18 protein-coding genes are annotated in these 16,195 nt (G+C 63.6%); 4 read left to right on the plus strand and 14 right to left on the minus strand.

All coding sequences use genetic code 11. The features are described from left to right. From hscB to BG57_RS25180, 8 genes are all read right to left on the minus strand, one after another. Positions 1–528, minus strand: a complete 528-nt coding sequence (hscB, locus tag BG57_RS25145) for a Fe-S protein assembly co-chaperone HscB (protein ID WP_035969233.1) — start codon at positions 526–528, stop codon at positions 1–3. Between the two features lie 83 nt (positions 529–611). Then, the gene (gene iscA / locus BG57_RS25150; RefSeq protein WP_035969235.1) at positions 612–935 is read right to left on the minus strand and encodes an iron-sulfur cluster assembly protein IscA; all 324 of its coding nucleotides are present in this window, start codon (positions 933–935) and stop codon (positions 612–614) included. Between the two features lie 125 nt (positions 936–1,060). After that, positions 1,061–1,489: a Fe-S cluster assembly scaffold IscU gene (iscU, locus tag BG57_RS25155; RefSeq protein ID WP_035969238.1), complete on the minus strand. Its 429-nt coding sequence runs from the start codon at positions 1,487–1,489 to the stop codon at positions 1,061–1,063. 36 nt (positions 1,490–1,525) lie between these two features. Next, positions 1,526–2,749: an IscS subfamily cysteine desulfurase gene (locus BG57_RS25160; RefSeq protein WP_035969241.1), complete on the minus strand. Its 1,224-nt coding sequence runs from the start codon at positions 2,747–2,749 to the stop codon at positions 1,526–1,528. An 85-nt stretch (positions 2,750–2,834) separates the two neighbouring features. Continuing rightward, complete coding sequence (gene iscR / locus BG57_RS25165; protein WP_035969242.1) at positions 2,835–3,362, minus strand: Fe-S cluster assembly transcriptional regulator IscR; 528 nt, start codon at positions 3,360–3,362, stop codon at positions 2,835–2,837. 143 nt (positions 3,363–3,505) lie between these two features. Continuing rightward, positions 3,506–3,988: a low molecular weight protein-tyrosine-phosphatase gene (locus BG57_RS25170; RefSeq protein ID WP_035969244.1), complete on the minus strand. Its 483-nt coding sequence runs from the start codon at positions 3,986–3,988 to the stop codon at positions 3,506–3,508. Positions 3,989–4,076: 88 nt separating this feature from the next. Then, positions 4,077–5,294 (minus strand): DUF3734 domain-containing protein, encoded by a 1,218-nt coding sequence (locus tag BG57_RS25175; RefSeq protein WP_035969245.1) that lies wholly within the window; start codon positions 5,292–5,294, stop codon positions 4,077–4,079. A gap of 13 nt (positions 5,295–5,307) precedes the next feature. Beyond that, positions 5,308–6,102, minus strand: coding sequence for a 3-hydroxybutyrate dehydrogenase (locus tag BG57_RS25180; RefSeq protein WP_035969247.1), 795 nt, complete (start codon positions 6,100–6,102; stop codon positions 5,308–5,310). 251 nt (positions 6,103–6,353) lie between these two features. Between BG57_RS25180 and BG57_RS25185 the strand changes: the two genes are divergently transcribed. After that, positions 6,354–7,199: a 23S rRNA (adenine(2030)-N(6))-methyltransferase RlmJ gene (locus BG57_RS25185; RefSeq protein ID WP_035969249.1), complete on the plus strand. Its 846-nt coding sequence runs from the start codon at positions 6,354–6,356 to the stop codon at positions 7,197–7,199. 12 nt (positions 7,200–7,211) lie between these two features. Here the strand turns inward: BG57_RS25185 and BG57_RS25190 are convergent, their stop codons facing one another. Continuing rightward, positions 7,212–7,547: a hypothetical protein gene (locus BG57_RS25190; RefSeq protein WP_052005986.1), complete on the minus strand. Its 336-nt coding sequence runs from the start codon at positions 7,545–7,547 to the stop codon at positions 7,212–7,214. 96 nt (positions 7,548–7,643) lie between these two features. Here BG57_RS25190 and copM point away from each other — a divergent pair, with 96 nt between their 5' ends. Beyond that, positions 7,644–8,042, plus strand: coding sequence for a CopM family metallochaperone (copM, locus tag BG57_RS25195; RefSeq protein WP_035969251.1), 399 nt, complete (start codon positions 7,644–7,646; stop codon positions 8,040–8,042). Between the two features lie 100 nt (positions 8,043–8,142). Here the strand turns inward: copM and BG57_RS32720 are convergent, their stop codons facing one another. Then, positions 8,143–8,289, minus strand: coding sequence for a DUF3563 family protein (locus tag BG57_RS32720; protein ID WP_152562693.1), 147 nt, complete (start codon positions 8,287–8,289; stop codon positions 8,143–8,145). 209 nt (positions 8,290–8,498) lie between these two features. Continuing rightward, complete coding sequence (gene cueR / locus BG57_RS25200; protein WP_035969253.1) at positions 8,499–8,885, minus strand: Cu(I)-responsive transcriptional regulator; 387 nt, start codon at positions 8,883–8,885, stop codon at positions 8,499–8,501. Between the two features lie 99 nt (positions 8,886–8,984). On the opposite strand from cueR, the gene BG57_RS25205 reads away from it, so the two are divergent. Both BG57_RS25205 and BG57_RS25210 read left to right on the plus strand, forming a co-directional pair. After that, on the plus strand, positions 8,985–9,191 hold the full coding sequence (locus BG57_RS25205) for a heavy-metal-associated domain-containing protein (protein ID WP_035969255.1): 207 nt from the start codon (positions 8,985–8,987) through the stop codon (positions 9,189–9,191). Further along, positions 9,188–10,120: a dTDP-4-dehydrorhamnose reductase family protein gene (locus BG57_RS25210; protein ID WP_035969257.1), complete on the plus strand. Its 933-nt coding sequence runs from the start codon at positions 9,188–9,190 to the stop codon at positions 10,118–10,120. The genes BG57_RS25205 and BG57_RS25210 overlap by 4 nt, the downstream gene beginning before the upstream one ends. Before the next feature lie 2 nt (positions 10,121–10,122). On the opposite strand, the gene BG57_RS25215 is transcribed toward BG57_RS25210, so the two are convergent. The 3 genes from BG57_RS25215 to imuA are packed head-to-tail and all read right to left on the minus strand — an operon-like array spanning position 10,123 to position 15,986. Further along, positions 10,123–13,587 (minus strand): error-prone DNA polymerase, encoded by a 3,465-nt coding sequence (locus BG57_RS25215; protein WP_081850982.1) that lies wholly within the window; start codon positions 13,585–13,587, stop codon positions 10,123–10,125. A 7-nt stretch (positions 13,588–13,594) separates the two neighbouring features. After that, positions 13,595–15,178 (minus strand): Y-family DNA polymerase, encoded by a 1,584-nt coding sequence (locus BG57_RS25220; protein ID WP_035969259.1) that lies wholly within the window; start codon positions 15,176–15,178, stop codon positions 13,595–13,597. Continuing rightward, on the minus strand, positions 15,123–15,986 hold the full coding sequence (gene imuA / locus BG57_RS25225) for a translesion DNA synthesis-associated protein ImuA (RefSeq protein ID WP_035969261.1): 864 nt from the start codon (positions 15,984–15,986) through the stop codon (positions 15,123–15,125). The genes BG57_RS25220 and imuA overlap by 56 nt, the downstream gene beginning before the upstream one ends. Positions 15,987–16,195 lie beyond the last annotated feature (209 nt).

Here is a 16,195-nt window from a genome sequence, read left to right on the forward strand (position 1 = left end):
TCAGTGTTCGAGCCGCTCGATCTGCTCGCCGATCTCATGCGCCACGCGCTCGATGAACATCAACTGACGCACCGCTTCGCTCGCCGCCTGGTCCGCCTTGCTGTCGATCAGCGCTTCGAGCTTCGTGAAGCGCACGCGCTCTTCGTCGCGCAGTTCGTCGAGCAATGCCTCGAGCGCGCCGACGTTCTTCGCGGCGGCGGCATCCTCGATATTCTCGCGCCATTCCATCTGCTGCATCAGGAAAGCCGGCTCCATCGCCGTATTGTTTTCCGCGCCGACATCGACGCCGCGCAGCGACAGCATGTAGCGCGCGCGCTTGAGCGGATCGCGCAGCGTCTGATACGCCTCGTTCGCGCGCGTCGCCCATTGCATCGCGAGGCGTCGCTGGGCGTCGCCGGCGGCGGCGAAGCGGTCAGGATGAACCTGCGCCTGCACGGTGCGATAGGCGTCGTCGAGCTTCTGGCGATCGACGGCGAACGTCTGCGGCAGGTCGAAGAGATCGAAGTGACTGTCGGTGAGCGTGGCCATGACGTTGGTATGTGTTCAAGAAACGCGAATGAAAAAGGCGGCCAGCGCCGCCTCTTATGCCGAAACCGCCGGCGTCACTCGCGTCATACGCGGAACGATTCGCCGCAGCCGCATTCGTCCTTCGCGTTCGGATTATTGAAGCGAAAGCCTTCGTTCAGCCCTTCGCGGGCGAAGTCGAGTTCGGTGCCGTCGAGGTACGCGAGGCTCTTCGGGTCGATCACGACCTTCACGCCGGCCGATTCGAACACCATGTCTTCCGGTGCGAATTCATCGACATACTCGAGCTTGTAAGCCAGACCCGAGCAGCCCGTCGTGCGCACGCCCAGGCGCAGGCCGAGGCCCTTGCCGCGTCGCGTCAGATACTTCTGCACGTGTTGTGCCGCCTTCTCCGTCAACGTGATTGCCATAGTCTTCGCGTCTCTCGCGCTCAAATCCCGCCTTGTCGCAGCGTTGCCGCCGATGATGCGGCGCCGCTGCGGCCATGCCTTGCTTCGAAAACCGTATGCGCGCGCTGATGCTCGCGCGCTCGTCCTTACGCTGCCTGCTGCTTCGCTTGCGCTTCCTGCGCTTGCGGAGCCGCTGCGCCGTGACGCTCCTTGTAATCGGCGACCGCTGCCTTGATCGCGTCTTCCGCGAGAATCGAGCAGTGGATCTTCACCGGCGGCAGCGCCAGTTCTTCGGCGATGTGCGTGTTCTTGATCGACAGCGCCTCGTCCAGCGTCTTGCCCTTCACCCATTCGGTGACGAGCGAGCTCGACGCGATGGCCGAGCCGCAGCCGTACGTCTTGAACTTCGCGTCTTCGATCACGCCGTCCGCGCCGACGCGGATCTGCAGCTTCATCACGTCGCCGCAAGCGGGCGCGCCGACCATGCCGGTGCCGACGGTGTCGTCGTCCTTCGAGAACGAGCCGACGTTGCGCGGGTTTTCGTAGTGGTCCAGAACCTTGTCGCTATAAGCCATGATTCAAACTCTCCTTTATTCGATGACGCGCGTCGCTCAGTGCGCCGCCCACTGAATGGTCGAAATGTCGATGCCGTCCTTGTGCATTTCCCAGAGCGGCGACAGATCGCGCAGTTTCGCAATCTTGCTCTTGAGCAGGTTGATGACGTAATCGACATCCTGCTCGGTCGTGAAGCGGCCGACCGTGAAGCGAATCGAGCTGTGCGCGAGTTCGTCGTTGCGGCCAAGCGCACGCAGCACATACGACGGCTCGAGCGAAGCCGACGTGCACGCCGATCCCGACGACACCGCGACATCCTTCACCGCCATGATCAGCGATTCGCCTTCCACGAAGTTGAAGCTGATATTGAGGTTGTGCGGCACGCGGCGCTCCATGTCGCCGTTGACGTACACCTCTTCGATATCCTGTAGGCCCTTGAGCAAGCGGTCGCGCAACATGCGAATGCGCTCGTTCTCGGTCGCCATTTCCTCGCGCGCGATACGGAACGCCTCGCCCATGCCGACGATCTGATGCGTTGCGAGCGTGCCCGAACGCATGCCGCGCTCGTGACCGCCGCCGTGCATCTGCGCTTCGATGCGCACGCGCGGCTTGCGGCGCACGTACAACGCGCCGATGCCCTTCGGGCCATACGTCTTGTGCGCGGAGAACGACATCAGATCGACCTTCAGCTTTTGCAGGTCGATTTCGATCTTGCCCGTCGCTTGCGCGGCATCGACGTGGAAAATGATGCCTTTGGCACGCGTGATCTCGCCGATCGCCTCGATATCCTGAATCACGCCGATCTCGTTGTTCACGCTCATCACCGAGACGAGAATCGTGTCCGGGCGGATCGCCGCCTTCAGCTTTTCCAGGTCGATGAGACCGTCGTCCTTCACATCCAGATACGTGACTTCGTAGCCTTCGCGCTCCAGTTCGCGGCAAGTGTCGAGCACGGCCTTGTGCTCGGTCTTCACCGTGATGATGTGCTTGCCCTTGCTCTTGTAGAAGTGCGCCGCGCCCTTGATGGCGAGGTTGTCCGATTCCGTTGCACCCGAGGTCCAGATGATTTCGCGCGGGTCGGCGTTGACGAGCGCGGCGACGTTCTCACGCGCTTCCTCGACTGCACGCTCCGCATCCCAGCCATATTGATGGCTGCGCGAGGCCGGATTGCCGAACTGCTCGCGAAGATACGGAATCATCTTGTCCACCACGCGCGGATCGATCGGCGTCGTCGCGCTGTAGTCCATGTAAATGGGCAGGTGGGGAATATCGTTATTCATCAGTCGCTCCGGATTAAACGGTCAAATCGTCTGCCAGGCCGCTGCCTGCCGCGCTGCCATTGCCGGCTTCGCGCGGCGGCGCAGATCATCCGGCCAGATTGAAAATGGAATTCGGTCCCTTGGGGACGACACGCGCGGCCTCGACGCCAGCCGGCTCGGCGCGCCGGTCGCGCAGCACGGCCTCAGAACCTTCGCGGGCGCGCTGCTGGTCGACCAGATCCTTCAGCGAGACGGAATCGAGGTACTCGACCATCTTCTGATTGAGCGTCGCCCACAGTTCGTGCGTCATGCAATGGCCGTCGTGCTGCTTCGTGCCTTCGCAGGTGCCCTTGCCGCCGCACTGGGTTGCGTCGATCGGCTCGTCGACCGCGATGATGATGTCGGCCACCGTGACGTTTTCCGCGCGGCGCGCGAGGTTGTACCCGCCACCCGGACCGCGCACCGATTCGACAATCTCATGGCGCCGCAGCTTGCCGAACAGTTGTTCGAGGTAGGAAAGCGAGATGCGCTGGCGCTGACTGATGCCTGCCAGCGTCACCGGGCCCTGCTCCTGGCGCAACGCCAGGTCGATCATCGCCGTGACGGCGAAACGGCCTTTCGTGGTGAGTCTCATAATTGGGGGCTAACGCTAATACTCGATGATTTTCGTCAAGTATAAATATCCCACAGTTTTAGTCAAGTATCCGGGGCGAAATATGTAGCGGTTTAAGGGGATTTTTTCGCGCGCTGTTTCTGGGCCGTGCGGCCCGCCGCCGCTCAGGCCATCAACTGGGCGCGCAGGGCCTTGAGCAAGCCGGCGCACGCGTCTTCGCACTGATCCAGCACGCGCTCGAAGCCCTCGTCGCCGCCAAAGTAGGGATCGACGACGACGCGGCTGTCATCCAGTGTGGCGAATTCCATCAGCAGGCGGATCTTGTCCCGGTGCTCCGGCGGACAGACCGATGCGAGCGCCGCAACGTTCGCGTCGTCCATGACGATGAAAAGGTCGAAGCGCGCGAAATCTTCCGCCCCGACCTGACGCCCGCGCAGGCTCGACAAGTCGTAGCCCCGCTTCTTCGCTATACGCTGGGCGCGCTCGTCCGGCGGCTGACCGATGTGCCAGTCTCCGGTGCCCGCCGAATCGATGACGATCCGGTCCGCGAGCCTCGCACGCCCGACCAGATCGCGCATGACCGCTTCCGCACTGGGCGACCGGCAGATGTTGCCGAGACAAACGAAGCAGACAGCGATCGAATTCATCGGGACGAGAGCGTAAAGAACGATGGGAGCGGCGCGGTCGGATTATACAAAGTAGTGACAAAGCGCGCCGGGACGGCCGTTCGGCGGATCAGCGTTCGTCGCGGTGAATATCGTGAGTGACGAAACGCGCTTCGCCGTTCGGCATCTCCAGCCAGTCACGATGCGCGAGCGTGCGGCGGATATCGGTGAGTCCGCTCTCCCAGTGCTCGCGCATGGTCGACAGGCCGAATTGATAGTCCTTGTAATGGCCCTCGTATTCCTTCTGCCGGTAAATCAGGTGAATGACGTTGTACCGCTTCGAGCACGAAAGCTCGGCGGCGAGGCGGCACCACTCGTCGTTCTTGCGGACGTCCTCCGGCACGAGATCGAGCACGTGCTGCAGCACGTTGCGGTATCGCTGCGCGCGCTGCATCTGATCCGTGACGAGGCGGGTTCGGCTCGAATACTGGACGTCCTTCACGCGGCCCATTACATCGACGATGCTGTCCGGGACCGGTCCGCGCGCGCTCCACAAGTCGACCTGAAAACCGAGCGTGTCGCGGCGAGGGGTTGCCTGCGCGATCTCGTAGAGCGGCGTGTTCGACATGAGGCCGCCGTCCCAGTAGAACTCGCCGTCGATTTCGACAGCCGCGAAACCGGGCGGCAGCGCGCCCGACGCCATGAAATGCTCGGCGCGCAGTTTCATCTGCGTGTTGTCGAAATAGGCGAAGTTGCCCGTGCCGACATTGACCGCGCCGACCGACACGCGCGTCTCGCGTGAATTGATGCGATCGAAGTCGCAGAGGCGTTCGAGCGTGGCCTTGAGCGGCGTCGTGTCGTAGTAGCTCGCGGTTTGCGGCGAACCGGCGGCGAGCGGCGACGGCGGCGGAAAACGCGGGACGAAGAAGCCCTTTTGCCCTTCGACGAGCGCCCCGACCGCCTGCAGCGCCGTAAACGCCTTACGGATCTCGTCGGGAGATTCGAAGAAGGCGCGCTCGGCGAAGGCGGGCAACGGGAAACCGAAGGCCGGCTGGCAGATGGTTTCCCAGAATTCCAGCAGACGCGTCGCGCGCTTCTCCGGCGCATTGCCCGCGATGATCGCCGTATTCAGCGCGCCGATCGAAATACCGGCGATCCAGTTCGGATGGATATCCGCCTCGTGCAGCCCTTGATAGACGCCCGCCTGATAGGCGCCGAGCGCGCCGCCGCCCTGGAGCATCAGCGCGACGGTCTCGTAGGGCGGCAACGCAATGCGCTTGCCGGACGCGGCACCGGCGGTGGCTTCGGGCGCGGCTTCGTGCTCCGCGAGCGGTTCCATGTCGGCCATGAAGCGGCGCTCCTTATTGCATGTGCCAGCCGTGGCTGACGACGAACGACTGCCCCGTCAGCGCCGCTGTTTCGAATGCCGACAGGAAGAGCACCGTCTGCGCGACGTCGTCGACCGTGGTGAACACGCCGTCCACCGTGCCGCCGAGCATCACGCGCCGAATCACTTCTTCCTCGCTGATGCCCAGTTCCTTCGCCTGCTCCGGAATCTGCTTGTCGACGAGCGGCGTGCGCACGAAACCCGGGCAGACGACATGTGAACGGACATTGTGCTTCGCGCCCTCCTTCGCGAGCACGCGGGCGAGGCCCAGCAAACCGTGCTTCGCCGTCACGTAAGCCGATTTCAACGGCGACGCTTCGTGCGAATGCACCGAACCCATATAAATGACCACACCGCCGCGATCGTCCTTGTACATATGCCTGAGCGCGGCGCGCGTAGTGAGGAACGCGCCGTCGACGTGGATCGCCATCATCTTTTTCCAGTCGGCATAGGCGTAGCTCTCGATCGGATTGACGATCTGAATCCCCGCGTTCGACACGAGAATGTCCACGGAACCTAGTTCCGCCGCGACGCGCTCGATGCCGCTGTCGACGGCTTCCTCGTCGGTCACGTCCATTGCAATGCCGATCGCCTTGCCGCCTTTCGCACGAATTTCGGCGGCCACGGCGTCCGCGCCGGCCTGATTCAGATCGGCGATGGCTACCGCCGCGCCTGCATCGGCCAACGTGAAAGCGATTGCGCGGCCGATGCCGCTCGCCGCACCCGTCACTACTGCCGTCTTGCCGTCGAGCTTACCGTTCTGTGACATGCGAATCTCCCTATCGGATGACTGAATGACAACATGCGATGCAGAGGGCCATCAAGCTGGCCGTTCGGCATAGGAACAATCGCGCAGATGATGCGACACCGCCTATGCCGTTCGGCCGACTGTTGCGCGCGGCCCGGACCGGCTATTGTGCATGAACGTCGTGATGCACCGCACCAGCGTATGAACCCGTAAGCCGCGAGCGTGTGCTCCGCTACAATCGACCGTTTAGCTTCTCTTACGCGCCATTCGCCATGCTCAGTTACCGCCACGCCTTTCATGCCGGCAATCACGCCGACGTGCTGAAGCACGCGATCGTCGTTCAGATGCTTCGCTATCTCGGGACGAAGGACAAGTCGTACTGGTACATCGACACCCATGCGGGTGCGGGCGTGTATGCGCTCACCGAAGGCTTTGCAGCGAAGAACGCCGAGTACGAAACCGGCATCGCGCGGCTGTGGGACCGCACCGACTTGCCGCCGCTGCTCGCGGATTTCGTCGACGAAGTGCGGGCGCTGAATCCGGAGGGCGGCTTGCGCTTCTACCCCGGCTCGCCCTATCTGGCCTGGCGCGCGATGCGCGAGCAGGACCGCATGCGGCTCTTCGAGTTGCATAGCACGGAAATCGACGTGCTGCGTCACAACTTCCGCGACGCCGGCCGCCGCGCCATGATTTACGAAGGCGACGGCTTCGACGGCATCAAGGCGCTTCTCCCGCCGCCGCCGCGCCGGGCGCTGGTTCTGATCGATCCTTCTTACGAGGACAAGCGCGATTACGCGCGCACCCTGTCGTGCCTGGAGGAATCGCTGAAGCGGTTCGCGACGGGGACCTACGCGGTGTGGTATCCGCAAGTCGCGCGGATGGAATCGCAGCGGTTCGCGGAACAATTGAAGGCGATTCAGCCGAGTGGATGGCTGCACGCCACACTGACCGTCAAGGCCGCGCCGGCAGATGGCTTCGGCCTCTTCGGCAGCGGCATGTTCATCCTGAACCCGCCGTACAAGCTGGCGAGCGAGCTAAAGGCCGCGCTGCCCTATCTCGTCGATGCGCTCGGGCAGGACGCGAACGCATCGTTCAATCTGGAGCACCGCGCGGACTGAGCGCACGCGAGTTCAGGGATACGTCCCGCGTTGTCGCCGGTAATAGCCTTGGCCGTTCGCCGGCGGCGCGGCGCTCTCGCCGCCATATTGGACGTACGGCGAAACGACGATGGGCTGCTGCTCCTGTTGCGGCAGCCCGGGCAGCGTCGCCATCGGCACCATGCCCGGCGCACCGAGCGGCGCGCTTTGCAGGACGGTGCCGCTCACGCCGCTGTGAATGCCGGTCTGCGTGTCGAGCACCAGCGGTTCACCGCCGGGCTTGGCGAAAGCCGCCTGGGTGAAAGGAAGGCATACGGCTGCGAGAGCACAGATACGCAACGTCATTGTTTGGCGAATGGAGCCTGGCATCGCTTGCTCGATTGAATAGACGAAACGCTTTACCTTACCCCGCTGGCAGGCTTTACGCTAGGCGCTCCAATCCGCACGAGATCCGAAGGAGTATCGATGAAACCCACAAGCGCGCTACTTGCCGTCTTTACCGCCTTCTGCAGCGCAACCGCCATCGCACAGACTGCAGTTCCGGCACACGGCGACATGCCGGGCATGCATGCGGAACAATCCGCAGCTAGCGACACCGACCTTCCTTCCACGGCGGCTTTTCAGGCAGCCGACCAGTCGATGATGTCGGCGATGTCCGATATCGAATACACGGGCGACGCGGACCGCGATTTCGTCGCGCACATGATCCCGCATCACCGGGGCGCCGTGGCCATGGCGAAGATCGAACTGAAGTACGGGAAAGACGCGAAGCTGCGCAAGCTGGCGAAGGACATCATCGCGGCGCAGGACAAGGAAATCGCGTTCATGAATCAATGGCTGGCCGCGCATCCGGCGAAGAAGTGAGATTCGCTCTGGCTGCGTAGCACGCCTGAAAAGACAAAAGCCCCGCGATGCGGGGCTTCTCGTTCGACTTCTGGCGCTTTTCGCGCCGGGCGGTTTCGCCTTAGAAGTTGTAGCCGTTGTTTTCGAGCGAGCGGATGCGCTTTTCCAGCTGAACCACGTCCGACGATTGCGCGAGGTACTCTTCGCGGCGGCGTTGTTCGGCGGCTTCAAACCAGATGCTGAGTTTTTCGAGCAGGATTGCAAACATGATGTTTCTCCAAGGATTCTGTTGGTCCCTGGCGTTCGGGTCAGGGATAACCCGCATTAGGGATAACCCGAATTATAGCGACACCCTCTGTGATGCGGTAGTGAAATGCATGCATCAAGTGCATTCTGTTTCGGAATGGTGCGCGGTAACAACGCCGTAACCGCTTGACTCCAAACGAAAAGCCAATTCAATGCACCATATCGGTGCGTCTACTGCGCCAATTTGTCCAAGATCGGGCAATCGGGCCGCCCGTCGCCATGACAGTTTTTCGCCAGATGTGCGAGCGTGTCGCGCATATCGGTCAACTCCGCGATGCGCCGGTCAAGCTCCGCGACGTGCTCCAGGGCAATCGCCTTCACTTCCGCACTCGCGCGGGACCGGTCTTGCCAAAGCGCCAGCAGTTTCCGGATGTCTTCCACGAGAAAGCCGAGCCTCCTCGCTTGTCGCACGAAGCGCAGCGCATGGACCTCCTGCGGCCCGTACACGCGATACCCCGCCGACGTGCGTCCAACCGGATTGAGCAGCCCAACACTCTCGTAGTAACGAATCATCTTGGCCGTCACGCCTGACGCGCGCGCAGCCTCGCCGATGTTCATGGTCAACTCCCTGATCATTTATTGATTCGACTCTACACCTTCCCATCATGGCAACGTATACGATGGTGATATGCAGAGTCATTTAAAGAGGAAACCGACATGACGGAATTTCAGGTTCAGGGTATGAGTTGCCAGCACTGTGTTGCCGCGGTCACGCGCTCGATTCAGGAAATCGATCCGCAAGCGCAAGTGCGCGTCGATCTCGAAAACGGCAAAGTCGCGGTCGACTCCACGCAGTCCGAACAGGCACTGAAGGACGCCATCGACGATGCGGGGTACACGGTCGTCGGCGTCGCGTCGGCATGACGGGCGCGGAGCGCTTCACTGTCGCGCTGATCGGCGCGTCGGGACTATTGGGGCGCGCGGTTGCCGTCGAACTGGCGCGGCAGGCGAAGGACTGGCGCGTCGTGTGTACGGCGCATCGCCGTGCCGTTGCCGACAGCGTGCCGCTGGATATCCGCGATCACGACGCCGTGCGCGCCTTCCTGCGCCGCGAGAAGCCGCAGGTGATCGTCGTCGCGGCGGCGGAGCGCCGGCCGGACGTGTGCGAGAACGATCCCGCGCTCGCCCGCGCATTGAACGTCGACGCGCTCGGCGCGATTGCCACCGAAGCGCGCGCGCTGGGCGCGTGGGTGCTGTCGATTTCAACCGATTACGTTTTCGACGGCACGTCCCCGCCGTATTCGCCCGATGACGCGCCCGCTCCGCTCAACGCCTACGGCCAAAGCAAGCTGGACGGCGAAAACGCGCTGCTCGGCTGCGATCCGCACGCCTGCGTGCTGCGCTTGCCGCTGCTTTACGGGCCGGTCGTCGACTGGAGCGAATCCGCAGTGACGAGCCTCACGCCGGCGATCGTCGCATCGGCTGATACGGCCAACGCGCCCGCTACGATGGACGCCTGGGCGACGCGCTATCCGACGTACACGCCCGATGTCGCGGTCGTGATTCGCGGGATGATCGAGCATCACGCGCGGGGCGCGACGATTTCCGGCATCACGCAATGGTCCGGCGACGAGCCGATGACGAAGTTCGATATCGCGGAACGCATCGCGCGGGCGCTGAAGGTCGACGCGAAACTCGTTGCGCAGCGCACGCCGGCCGATGCGACACCTCGACCGCGCGATTGCCATCTCGATTCGGCGCGGCTGGAGGCGCTCGGCATTGGCCGGCGCACGCCGTTCGATACGGCCATCGCACACGTGCTGGCCCGCTATCCGGCGCTCCCGCCGCATTAACGTCAGTGGAAATCGCGGCTCGCGGCGGCGAGGCGGCCGAGCAGCGAAGTATGGTCTTCGAGCCGTTGCGCAACCAGATGCCGCACGTCGCCTTCGTTCTGCCAGACGCCGTGCACACCGAGCAGCGATGACCCAAGCAATACCTTGCGCTGTTTTTCAACGAGCCCCGGCCAGACGATCACGTTGATCGCGCCCGTTTCGTCTTCGATCGAAACGAAGATCGTGCCGTTTGCCGTGCCCGGCCGCTGACGCACCGTCACGATGCCGCATGCGCGCACGATGCGCCCGCTTTTCAGATCCGCCAGATCGGCGGCGGTTTTGAAGCGCAGGCGCGAGAGCTTCGCGCGCAGCAACGCCAGCGGATGGCGATTGAGCGTGAGCCCGAGACTCGCGTAATCATCGACGATTTCGCGGCCTTCCGATGCCTGCGGCAACGCGAGCGGCGCTTCGGTCATCGGCGCATCGCGCAGCAGTTCCGGCGCACGCTGCTGCGCAGTGACGGCCCACCACGCCTGACGCCGATGTCCCGCGATGTTCGCAAGCGCATTGCCGGCGGCCAGCGCCTCGAGTTCGCGGCGGGACAGGGCCGCGCGCCGCGTGAGATCGTCCACATCGGCGAAAGGCGCTTCGGCGCGCGCGATCATGATCCGCTCGGCCGCCGCCTGCGGCAAACCCTTGATCAGTTGCAGACCGATGCGCACGCCCGGCCCATTGGCGCCGTATCGCTGCGCGGCCAGCATGATGCGCGCTTTCAGCTTGCGCGCACCGCGCCGCATGGTTTTGCGGAACACCTGATCCGGCAGCGGTGTGCCATAGAATTGCTGCCGCCGCCGCTCTCTGCCGGGATCGAATACGACGCGCTCGCCGTTGCCGGGCGCCCTTTCCAGCACGGATTCCCAGTCGCTCAGCGAAACGTCCGGCGCGAAAACTTCGACGCCGTGACGCCGCGCGTCCTGCACGAGCTGCGACGGCGAATAAAAGCCGAGCGGCTGGCTGTTCAGCAAGCCGGCAAGAAACGCCGCGGGCTCGTAACGCTTGATCCACGCGCTGAAATAAACGAGCAGCGCGAAACTCGCCGAATGACTTTCCGGGAAACCGTATTCGCCGAACCCCTCGATCTGCTTGCAGACGCGCGCCGCAAAGTCGTGCTCGTAACCGCGCGCGAGCATCTTTTTCATCAGATCGGCCTGATATTCCTCGAGATGACTGCCGCGTCGCCAGGCGGCCATCGCGCGGCGCAGTTGATCGGCCTCTTCCGCCGCATAGCCCGCCGCGACCATCGCGAGCTTCATCACCTGCTCCTGAAAAATCGGCACGCCGAGCGTGCGGCCGAGCACGGGCCGCAGTTCTTCCTTGGGATAGTCCGCATCCTCCAGGCCCTGCTTGCGTCGCAAATACGGATGCACCATGCCGCCCTGAATCGGGCCGGGCCGCACGATCGCCACTTCGATCACGAGGTCGTAGTATGTCTGGGGCCGCAAGCGCGGCAGCATGCTCTGCTGCGCCCGCGATTCAATCTGAAACACGCCGATGGTGTCCGCGCGGCAACACATTTCGTACACCGCCCTGTCTTCGCGGCGAATGTGCGTAATGCCGAAATTCGGGACGCCGCGCCGCAGCGCAACGAATTCGAGCGCGCGCCGGATCGCCGACAGCATGCCCAGCGCGAGCACATCCACTTTCAGGAGCTTGAGCTGGTCGATGTCGTCCTTGTCCCACTGGATCACGCAGCGGTCTTTCATCGCGGCGTTTTCGATCGGCACGAGCCGCGACAGCCTTTCGCGCGCAATCACGAAGCCGCCGACGTGCTGCGACAAGTGACGCGGAAATCCGCGCAGTTCGCGCGTCAGGCGGATGAGATGCCGCGTGATGTGCGAGTCCTCACTAAAACCCGCCTCCTTGAGATAACCGGCGACCGCCGACGGCCCGTCCCACCACTGCTGCGACTTGCCGATGCGCTCGATCAGCGATGCATCGAGCCCGAGCGCCTTGCCGACGTCCTTCAGCGCGCTTCTCGTGTGATACGTCGTGACCGACGCCGCCAGCGACGCGCGATGCCGCCCGTACTTCTGATAGATGTACTGGATGACTTCCTCGCGTCGCTGATGCTCGAAATCGACGTCGATATCGGGCGGCTCGTTGCGCGCCCGCGAGATGAAGCGCTCGACCAGGAGGCCCATCCGGACCGGATCGAGTTCGGTGATGAAGAGACAGAAGCAGATGATGGAATTCGCCGCCGAGCCGCGTCCCTGGCAGAGGATGCCCTTGCTGCGCGCGAACGCGACGATGTCGTAGACCGTCAGAAAATACTTCTCGTATTTCAGTTCGGCGACGAGTTCCAGTTCTCTGTCGATCTGGCCGATGGTGTCGGCGTCGAAACCGTCCGGCCAGCGCTGCTTCGCGCCCTCGATGACCTTCTTGCGGAGATAACTGGCGGGCGTCTCGCCGCGCGGCACCAGTTCCTCGGGATATTCGTACTCGAGCTCGTCGAGCCGGAATGTGCAGCGGGCGGCCACTTTGAGCGTTTCTGCGATCGCCGCCTTCGGATACAGCGCGCCGATACGCAAGCGCGTGCGCAGATGCCGCTCCGCGTTCGCTTCGAGCGCATAACCGCACTCGCCGAGCGGACGGCCGAGGCGAATGGCGGTCAGCGTGTCCTGCAACGGCTTGCGCGATCGCGCGTGCATCAGCGCGCCGCTTGCCGCGACGAGCGGCAGACCGCTCGCTTCCGAAATCACGCGGCATGAGGCGAGGCGCTCGTCGTCGCTGCCGTCTTGCCACAACTCCAGGGCAAGCCACGCCCGCCCCGCTGCGAAACCGGCGAGCCAATGGGCGCGGTCGAGCGTGTCGGCGAGCGTTGCCGAGCGTTGCGGCACGAGAATCAGCAGGCAGCCGGGCAGATGCTTCAGGTGCGCGATATCGCCGCGCAAATCGGTAACATCCGTGGCATCGGACGACGCGGCGGGATCGGTGAAGTCTTCCGGGCCCAGCCGATAGCGGCCTTTCGGCGAACGCGAACGCGCCAGCGAAATCAGTTCCGACAGATTGCCGTAGCCTTCGCGGTTCGTCGCGAGCGCGATGAGCGTGCAGAACGGCTGCCCGTCGGCATCCGTCAGATGCAGTTCGGTGCCGATGATGAGCTTCAACGTCGGCTTGTCGGGTAGCGGCTGGCCGGCAAGCCGCGCGGCCTCGATGGCCGCTTTCGCCTTCGCCTCGATGTCCTTGATCGCGCCATGCGCGCGGACGACGCCCGCGAGCGAACATTCGTCGGTGATGGCGAGCGCGGTATAACCGTGCTCGTGCGCGGCGAGCGCCAGCTCTTGCGGATGCGACGCGCCGCGCAGGAACGAAAAGTTGCTCAGGCAATGCAATTCGGCGTAACCGGGCAAAAGCGCCGACGCGGACACCGCGCCCGACGAACCGCTGCCTTCGCCGCTCAGACCGATGATGTCGTTCAGATCGTCCATGAGCGCGTCATCCGAAAAATCCGTGCAGGAACCAAGCGCCGCTCAATCGCTCGCGATAGAGCCAGAACATGCGGCCGCGATCGTCCGAAGCGACGTAATAATCGCGCTGAACACCGTTGCCGTCCCACCATCCCGCCTCGATGCGCTCCGTGCGGCTGATCAACTTCAGCGGACGACGGTAGAACGGCCGCTCGTTGCGCAGTTTCAGCGGCTGCGGCGTCTCCAGAATCCACGACGGTCGCGGCTGCGAAGGCACGGCCAGGTCGGGCAGCTCGAGCTGCTCGCCCGGTTCCATGTCCGCCGCTTCCATTTCCTGCTCTTCGTCGGGAGCCGCTTCGGCAGGCGCCTCCTTCGGCTTTTTGCCGCGCTTCGGCCTGGCATCGCGCGCGACCTGATAGGGCTCGACCGTCATCGCCGCCTCCGGCCGATGATCCTCCCGCTCGACCAGTTGCACGACGTTTTCGGCGCCCAGGCGCGCACTCAGGCGTTCGAGCAGTTTCGCCATCGATTCGTTATCGGAAGCCGGCATCGGAAACAGCGTGTCGGACGGCGGCGTGTGCTCGCTGACCTTGTCGGCAAGCAGTTTCATCTCGATGACCGGCGCGATGAGCGTCGTCTGATTCAGCTTTTCGCGCAGCAGCCACAGGATGTGGTCGGCATCGCGCGTCGGCACGGCCCAGGCAATCTGGAGCGTCGAAGTCTTCGGCGCGTTGCGCGCAGCCAGTTCGTGTTCGAGCAGCAGCGCAAACCCGCTGACTGCGGCGTGATGCGCGCTCAGCCAACCGGCCAGTTGCAGCACGAGCCGGCGCGCCGCGAACAGCAAGGCCTCGGCACTATCGACGCGCGCCTGCAATTCGAGCCGCGCTTCGAACGATGCCGGCGCGCAAAACACCTCGCGAGGATCGGGGGCCTGCCCGTACGCCTGTGCGAGCCACTGCAGAATGCCTTGTCCGAACCGGCGCGCCACGCCTTTGCGCGGCAGGCGGCGCAGATCGGCAAGCGTCGAGCAGCCGATCTGTTCGAACACGTTGCCATGCGATTCCGCCGACGGAACGAGCGATACGGGCAAGGCATCGAGAACGCGCAGGAGCGTCGTCTCTTTCACGATCCGCACGCGACGCGTCACCCGACGCGTACGCGCGTGCGCGAGCAGCCACGCGCCCCACGCGGTTGGCGCGCACCCTAGACGCGAGGTGAATCCGCAGCCCTTCACCGTGGACGCCACCTTTAATAGCAGCGCGCGCAGTCCGCCAAACAGCCGCGTGCTCCCACTGACTTCCAGCAGCACCGTATTGGCGTGCGCAAGCACGACCTTCGGCGTAAATACGAGCAAGGCCAGCGCGACGGCTTCGAGCGCGCGCTGCTCCTCGCTGATATCGACCGCAAGCAGCGTCAGGCGCGGCGCCAGCGCGAACGCGTGCGAGCGTGTGCTGCCGGGCCGCACGCCAAGCCGAAACGCGATGAGATCGGGCAGCAGAATGCGCGCGTGATCGGCAAGCGCAAAGCAAGGCTCGTCGATGGCGTCTGCCGCGTGGTCATTGCCCGTCGGCCTCGCTCCAGGCGAAATCGAACTCGCCGATGCGGATGGCATCGATGGCGGCCTGACTGCTTCGAGCGATAATAGCGGCAATGTCACCGCTATCCACAACATGATTGACCTCTCGTGCTTTCCTTTGCTGGCTCGCGCGTCGCAGATGCTCGGGCAACGCAGGCAACTGCAACGGCAGGCGCAGCTGCAATGGCTTTCCCAGCAGCGGACCGCGCCGCTTGATGATGTCGATTTCCAGCATGACGGCCTGGATCCATTCGCGGCGGTTCATCGTCTGCGCGGCAGGCGGCAATATCGGCTTGCAAACCATGCGCAGTGGCGCGGCGGAAGATTGCTTCGCGGCATTGAGCGGGCGAAACAAGAACGCCAGCGATTGAGACTCCTGGGCCGCCACCTGCAGCCGGCGCAAGGCTTCAGGACGCGCCTTGGGCAGCCAGACCAACACCGCGCCGATGCCCTCCTGCTTCAGCGACTGCTCCGCGGCCCAAAGCACCTGTTCATCGGCCGCTCTAACCCAGACCAGCTTGTCCGTTGCGATGTGCATTGCCCGGAAGGCAGCGAAGTTGGGCATCCACGGCGGCGCGACGAATACGACGGATCGGCTCTGAGTGGTCGTCAGCTCTCGAAGCGAGCGTGCAAGCAGTCTGATTTCACCGACGCCGCTCTCTTCGATCAGCACCTCGGTAACGGTGCCAGGCAGCCAGCCTGCGCCAGGCAAAACGCGATCGAGCAAGCGATAACCGCTCGAGATAACGTTTGGATGCGACGTGCTGAACTGCTCGCCTTGCCAAAGCTGCTGCTGCAGGCGGGCAGTCAGTTCGAAATCGAGCAATGAAAGTGCGGCACCCATGAGTTCCCGTTCGAAATTGGACGGGGCCGCTCATGCGTGACACGTGACGGCCTCTAGCTATACTGTATATTTATACAGTATTTCGAGGCGAATGGTAACTGCGAAGGGGCTAGTAGGAACGGAGTCTAGGAGCGCGGGCGATGAAGGGGAGTTGTGATATCGCGTAAATTGCGCCCGCAAACGCAAAAACCCCACCTTTGCGGGGTGGG

Origin of the sequence: Caballeronia grimmiae (assembly GCF_000698555.1) — a bacterium.
Lineage (GTDB): Bacteria > Pseudomonadota > Gammaproteobacteria > Burkholderiales > Burkholderiaceae > Caballeronia > Caballeronia grimmiae.

Excerpts from the sequence above, each read along its gene's own strand:
- hscB (WP_035969233.1), bottom strand. The coding sequence starts at position 528 with ATGGCCACGCTCACCGACAGTCACTTCGATCTCTTCGACCTGCCGCAG.
- iscA (WP_035969235.1), bottom strand. The coding sequence starts at position 935 with ATGGCAATCACGTTGACGGAGAAGGCGGCACAACACGTGCAGAAGTAT.
- iscU (WP_035969238.1), bottom strand. The coding sequence starts at position 1,489 with ATGGCTTATAGCGACAAGGTTCTGGACCACTACGAAAACCCGCGCAAC.
- BG57_RS25160 (WP_035969241.1), bottom strand. The coding sequence starts at position 2,749 with ATGAATAACGATATTCCCCACCTGCCCATTTACATGGACTACAGCGCG.
- iscR (WP_035969242.1), bottom strand. The coding sequence starts at position 3,362 with ATGAGACTCACCACGAAAGGCCGTTTCGCCGTCACGGCGATGATCGAC.
- BG57_RS25170 (WP_035969244.1), bottom strand. The coding sequence starts at position 3,988 with ATGAATTCGATCGCTGTCTGCTTCGTTTGTCTCGGCAACATCTGCCGG.
- BG57_RS25175 (WP_035969245.1), bottom strand. The coding sequence starts at position 5,294 with ATGGCCGACATGGAACCGCTCGCGGAGCACGAAGCCGCGCCCGAAGCC.
- BG57_RS25180 (WP_035969247.1), bottom strand. The coding sequence starts at position 6,102 with ATGTCACAGAACGGTAAGCTCGACGGCAAGACGGCAGTAGTGACGGGT.
- BG57_RS25185 (WP_035969249.1), top strand. The coding sequence starts at position 6,354 with ATGCTCAGTTACCGCCACGCCTTTCATGCCGGCAATCACGCCGACGTG.
- BG57_RS25190 (WP_052005986.1), bottom strand. The coding sequence starts at position 7,547 with ATGCCAGGCTCCATTCGCCAAACAATGACGTTGCGTATCTGTGCTCTC.
- copM (WP_035969251.1), top strand. The coding sequence starts at position 7,644 with ATGAAACCCACAAGCGCGCTACTTGCCGTCTTTACCGCCTTCTGCAGC.
- BG57_RS32720 (WP_152562693.1), bottom strand. The coding sequence starts at position 8,289 with ATGTTTGCAATCCTGCTCGAAAAACTCAGCATCTGGTTTGAAGCCGCC.
- cueR (WP_035969253.1), bottom strand. The coding sequence starts at position 8,885 with ATGAACATCGGCGAGGCTGCGCGCGCGTCAGGCGTGACGGCCAAGATG.
- BG57_RS25205 (WP_035969255.1), top strand. The coding sequence starts at position 8,985 with ATGACGGAATTTCAGGTTCAGGGTATGAGTTGCCAGCACTGTGTTGCC.
- BG57_RS25210 (WP_035969257.1), top strand. The coding sequence starts at position 9,188 with ATGACGGGCGCGGAGCGCTTCACTGTCGCGCTGATCGGCGCGTCGGGA.
- BG57_RS25215 (WP_081850982.1), bottom strand. The coding sequence starts at position 13,587 with ATGGACGATCTGAACGACATCATCGGTCTGAGCGGCGAAGGCAGCGGT.
- BG57_RS25220 (WP_035969259.1), bottom strand. The coding sequence starts at position 15,178 with ATGCCATCCGCATCGGCGAGTTCGATTTCGCCTGGAGCGAGGCCGACG.
- imuA (WP_035969261.1), bottom strand. The coding sequence starts at position 15,986 with ATGGGTGCCGCACTTTCATTGCTCGATTTCGAACTGACTGCCCGCCTG.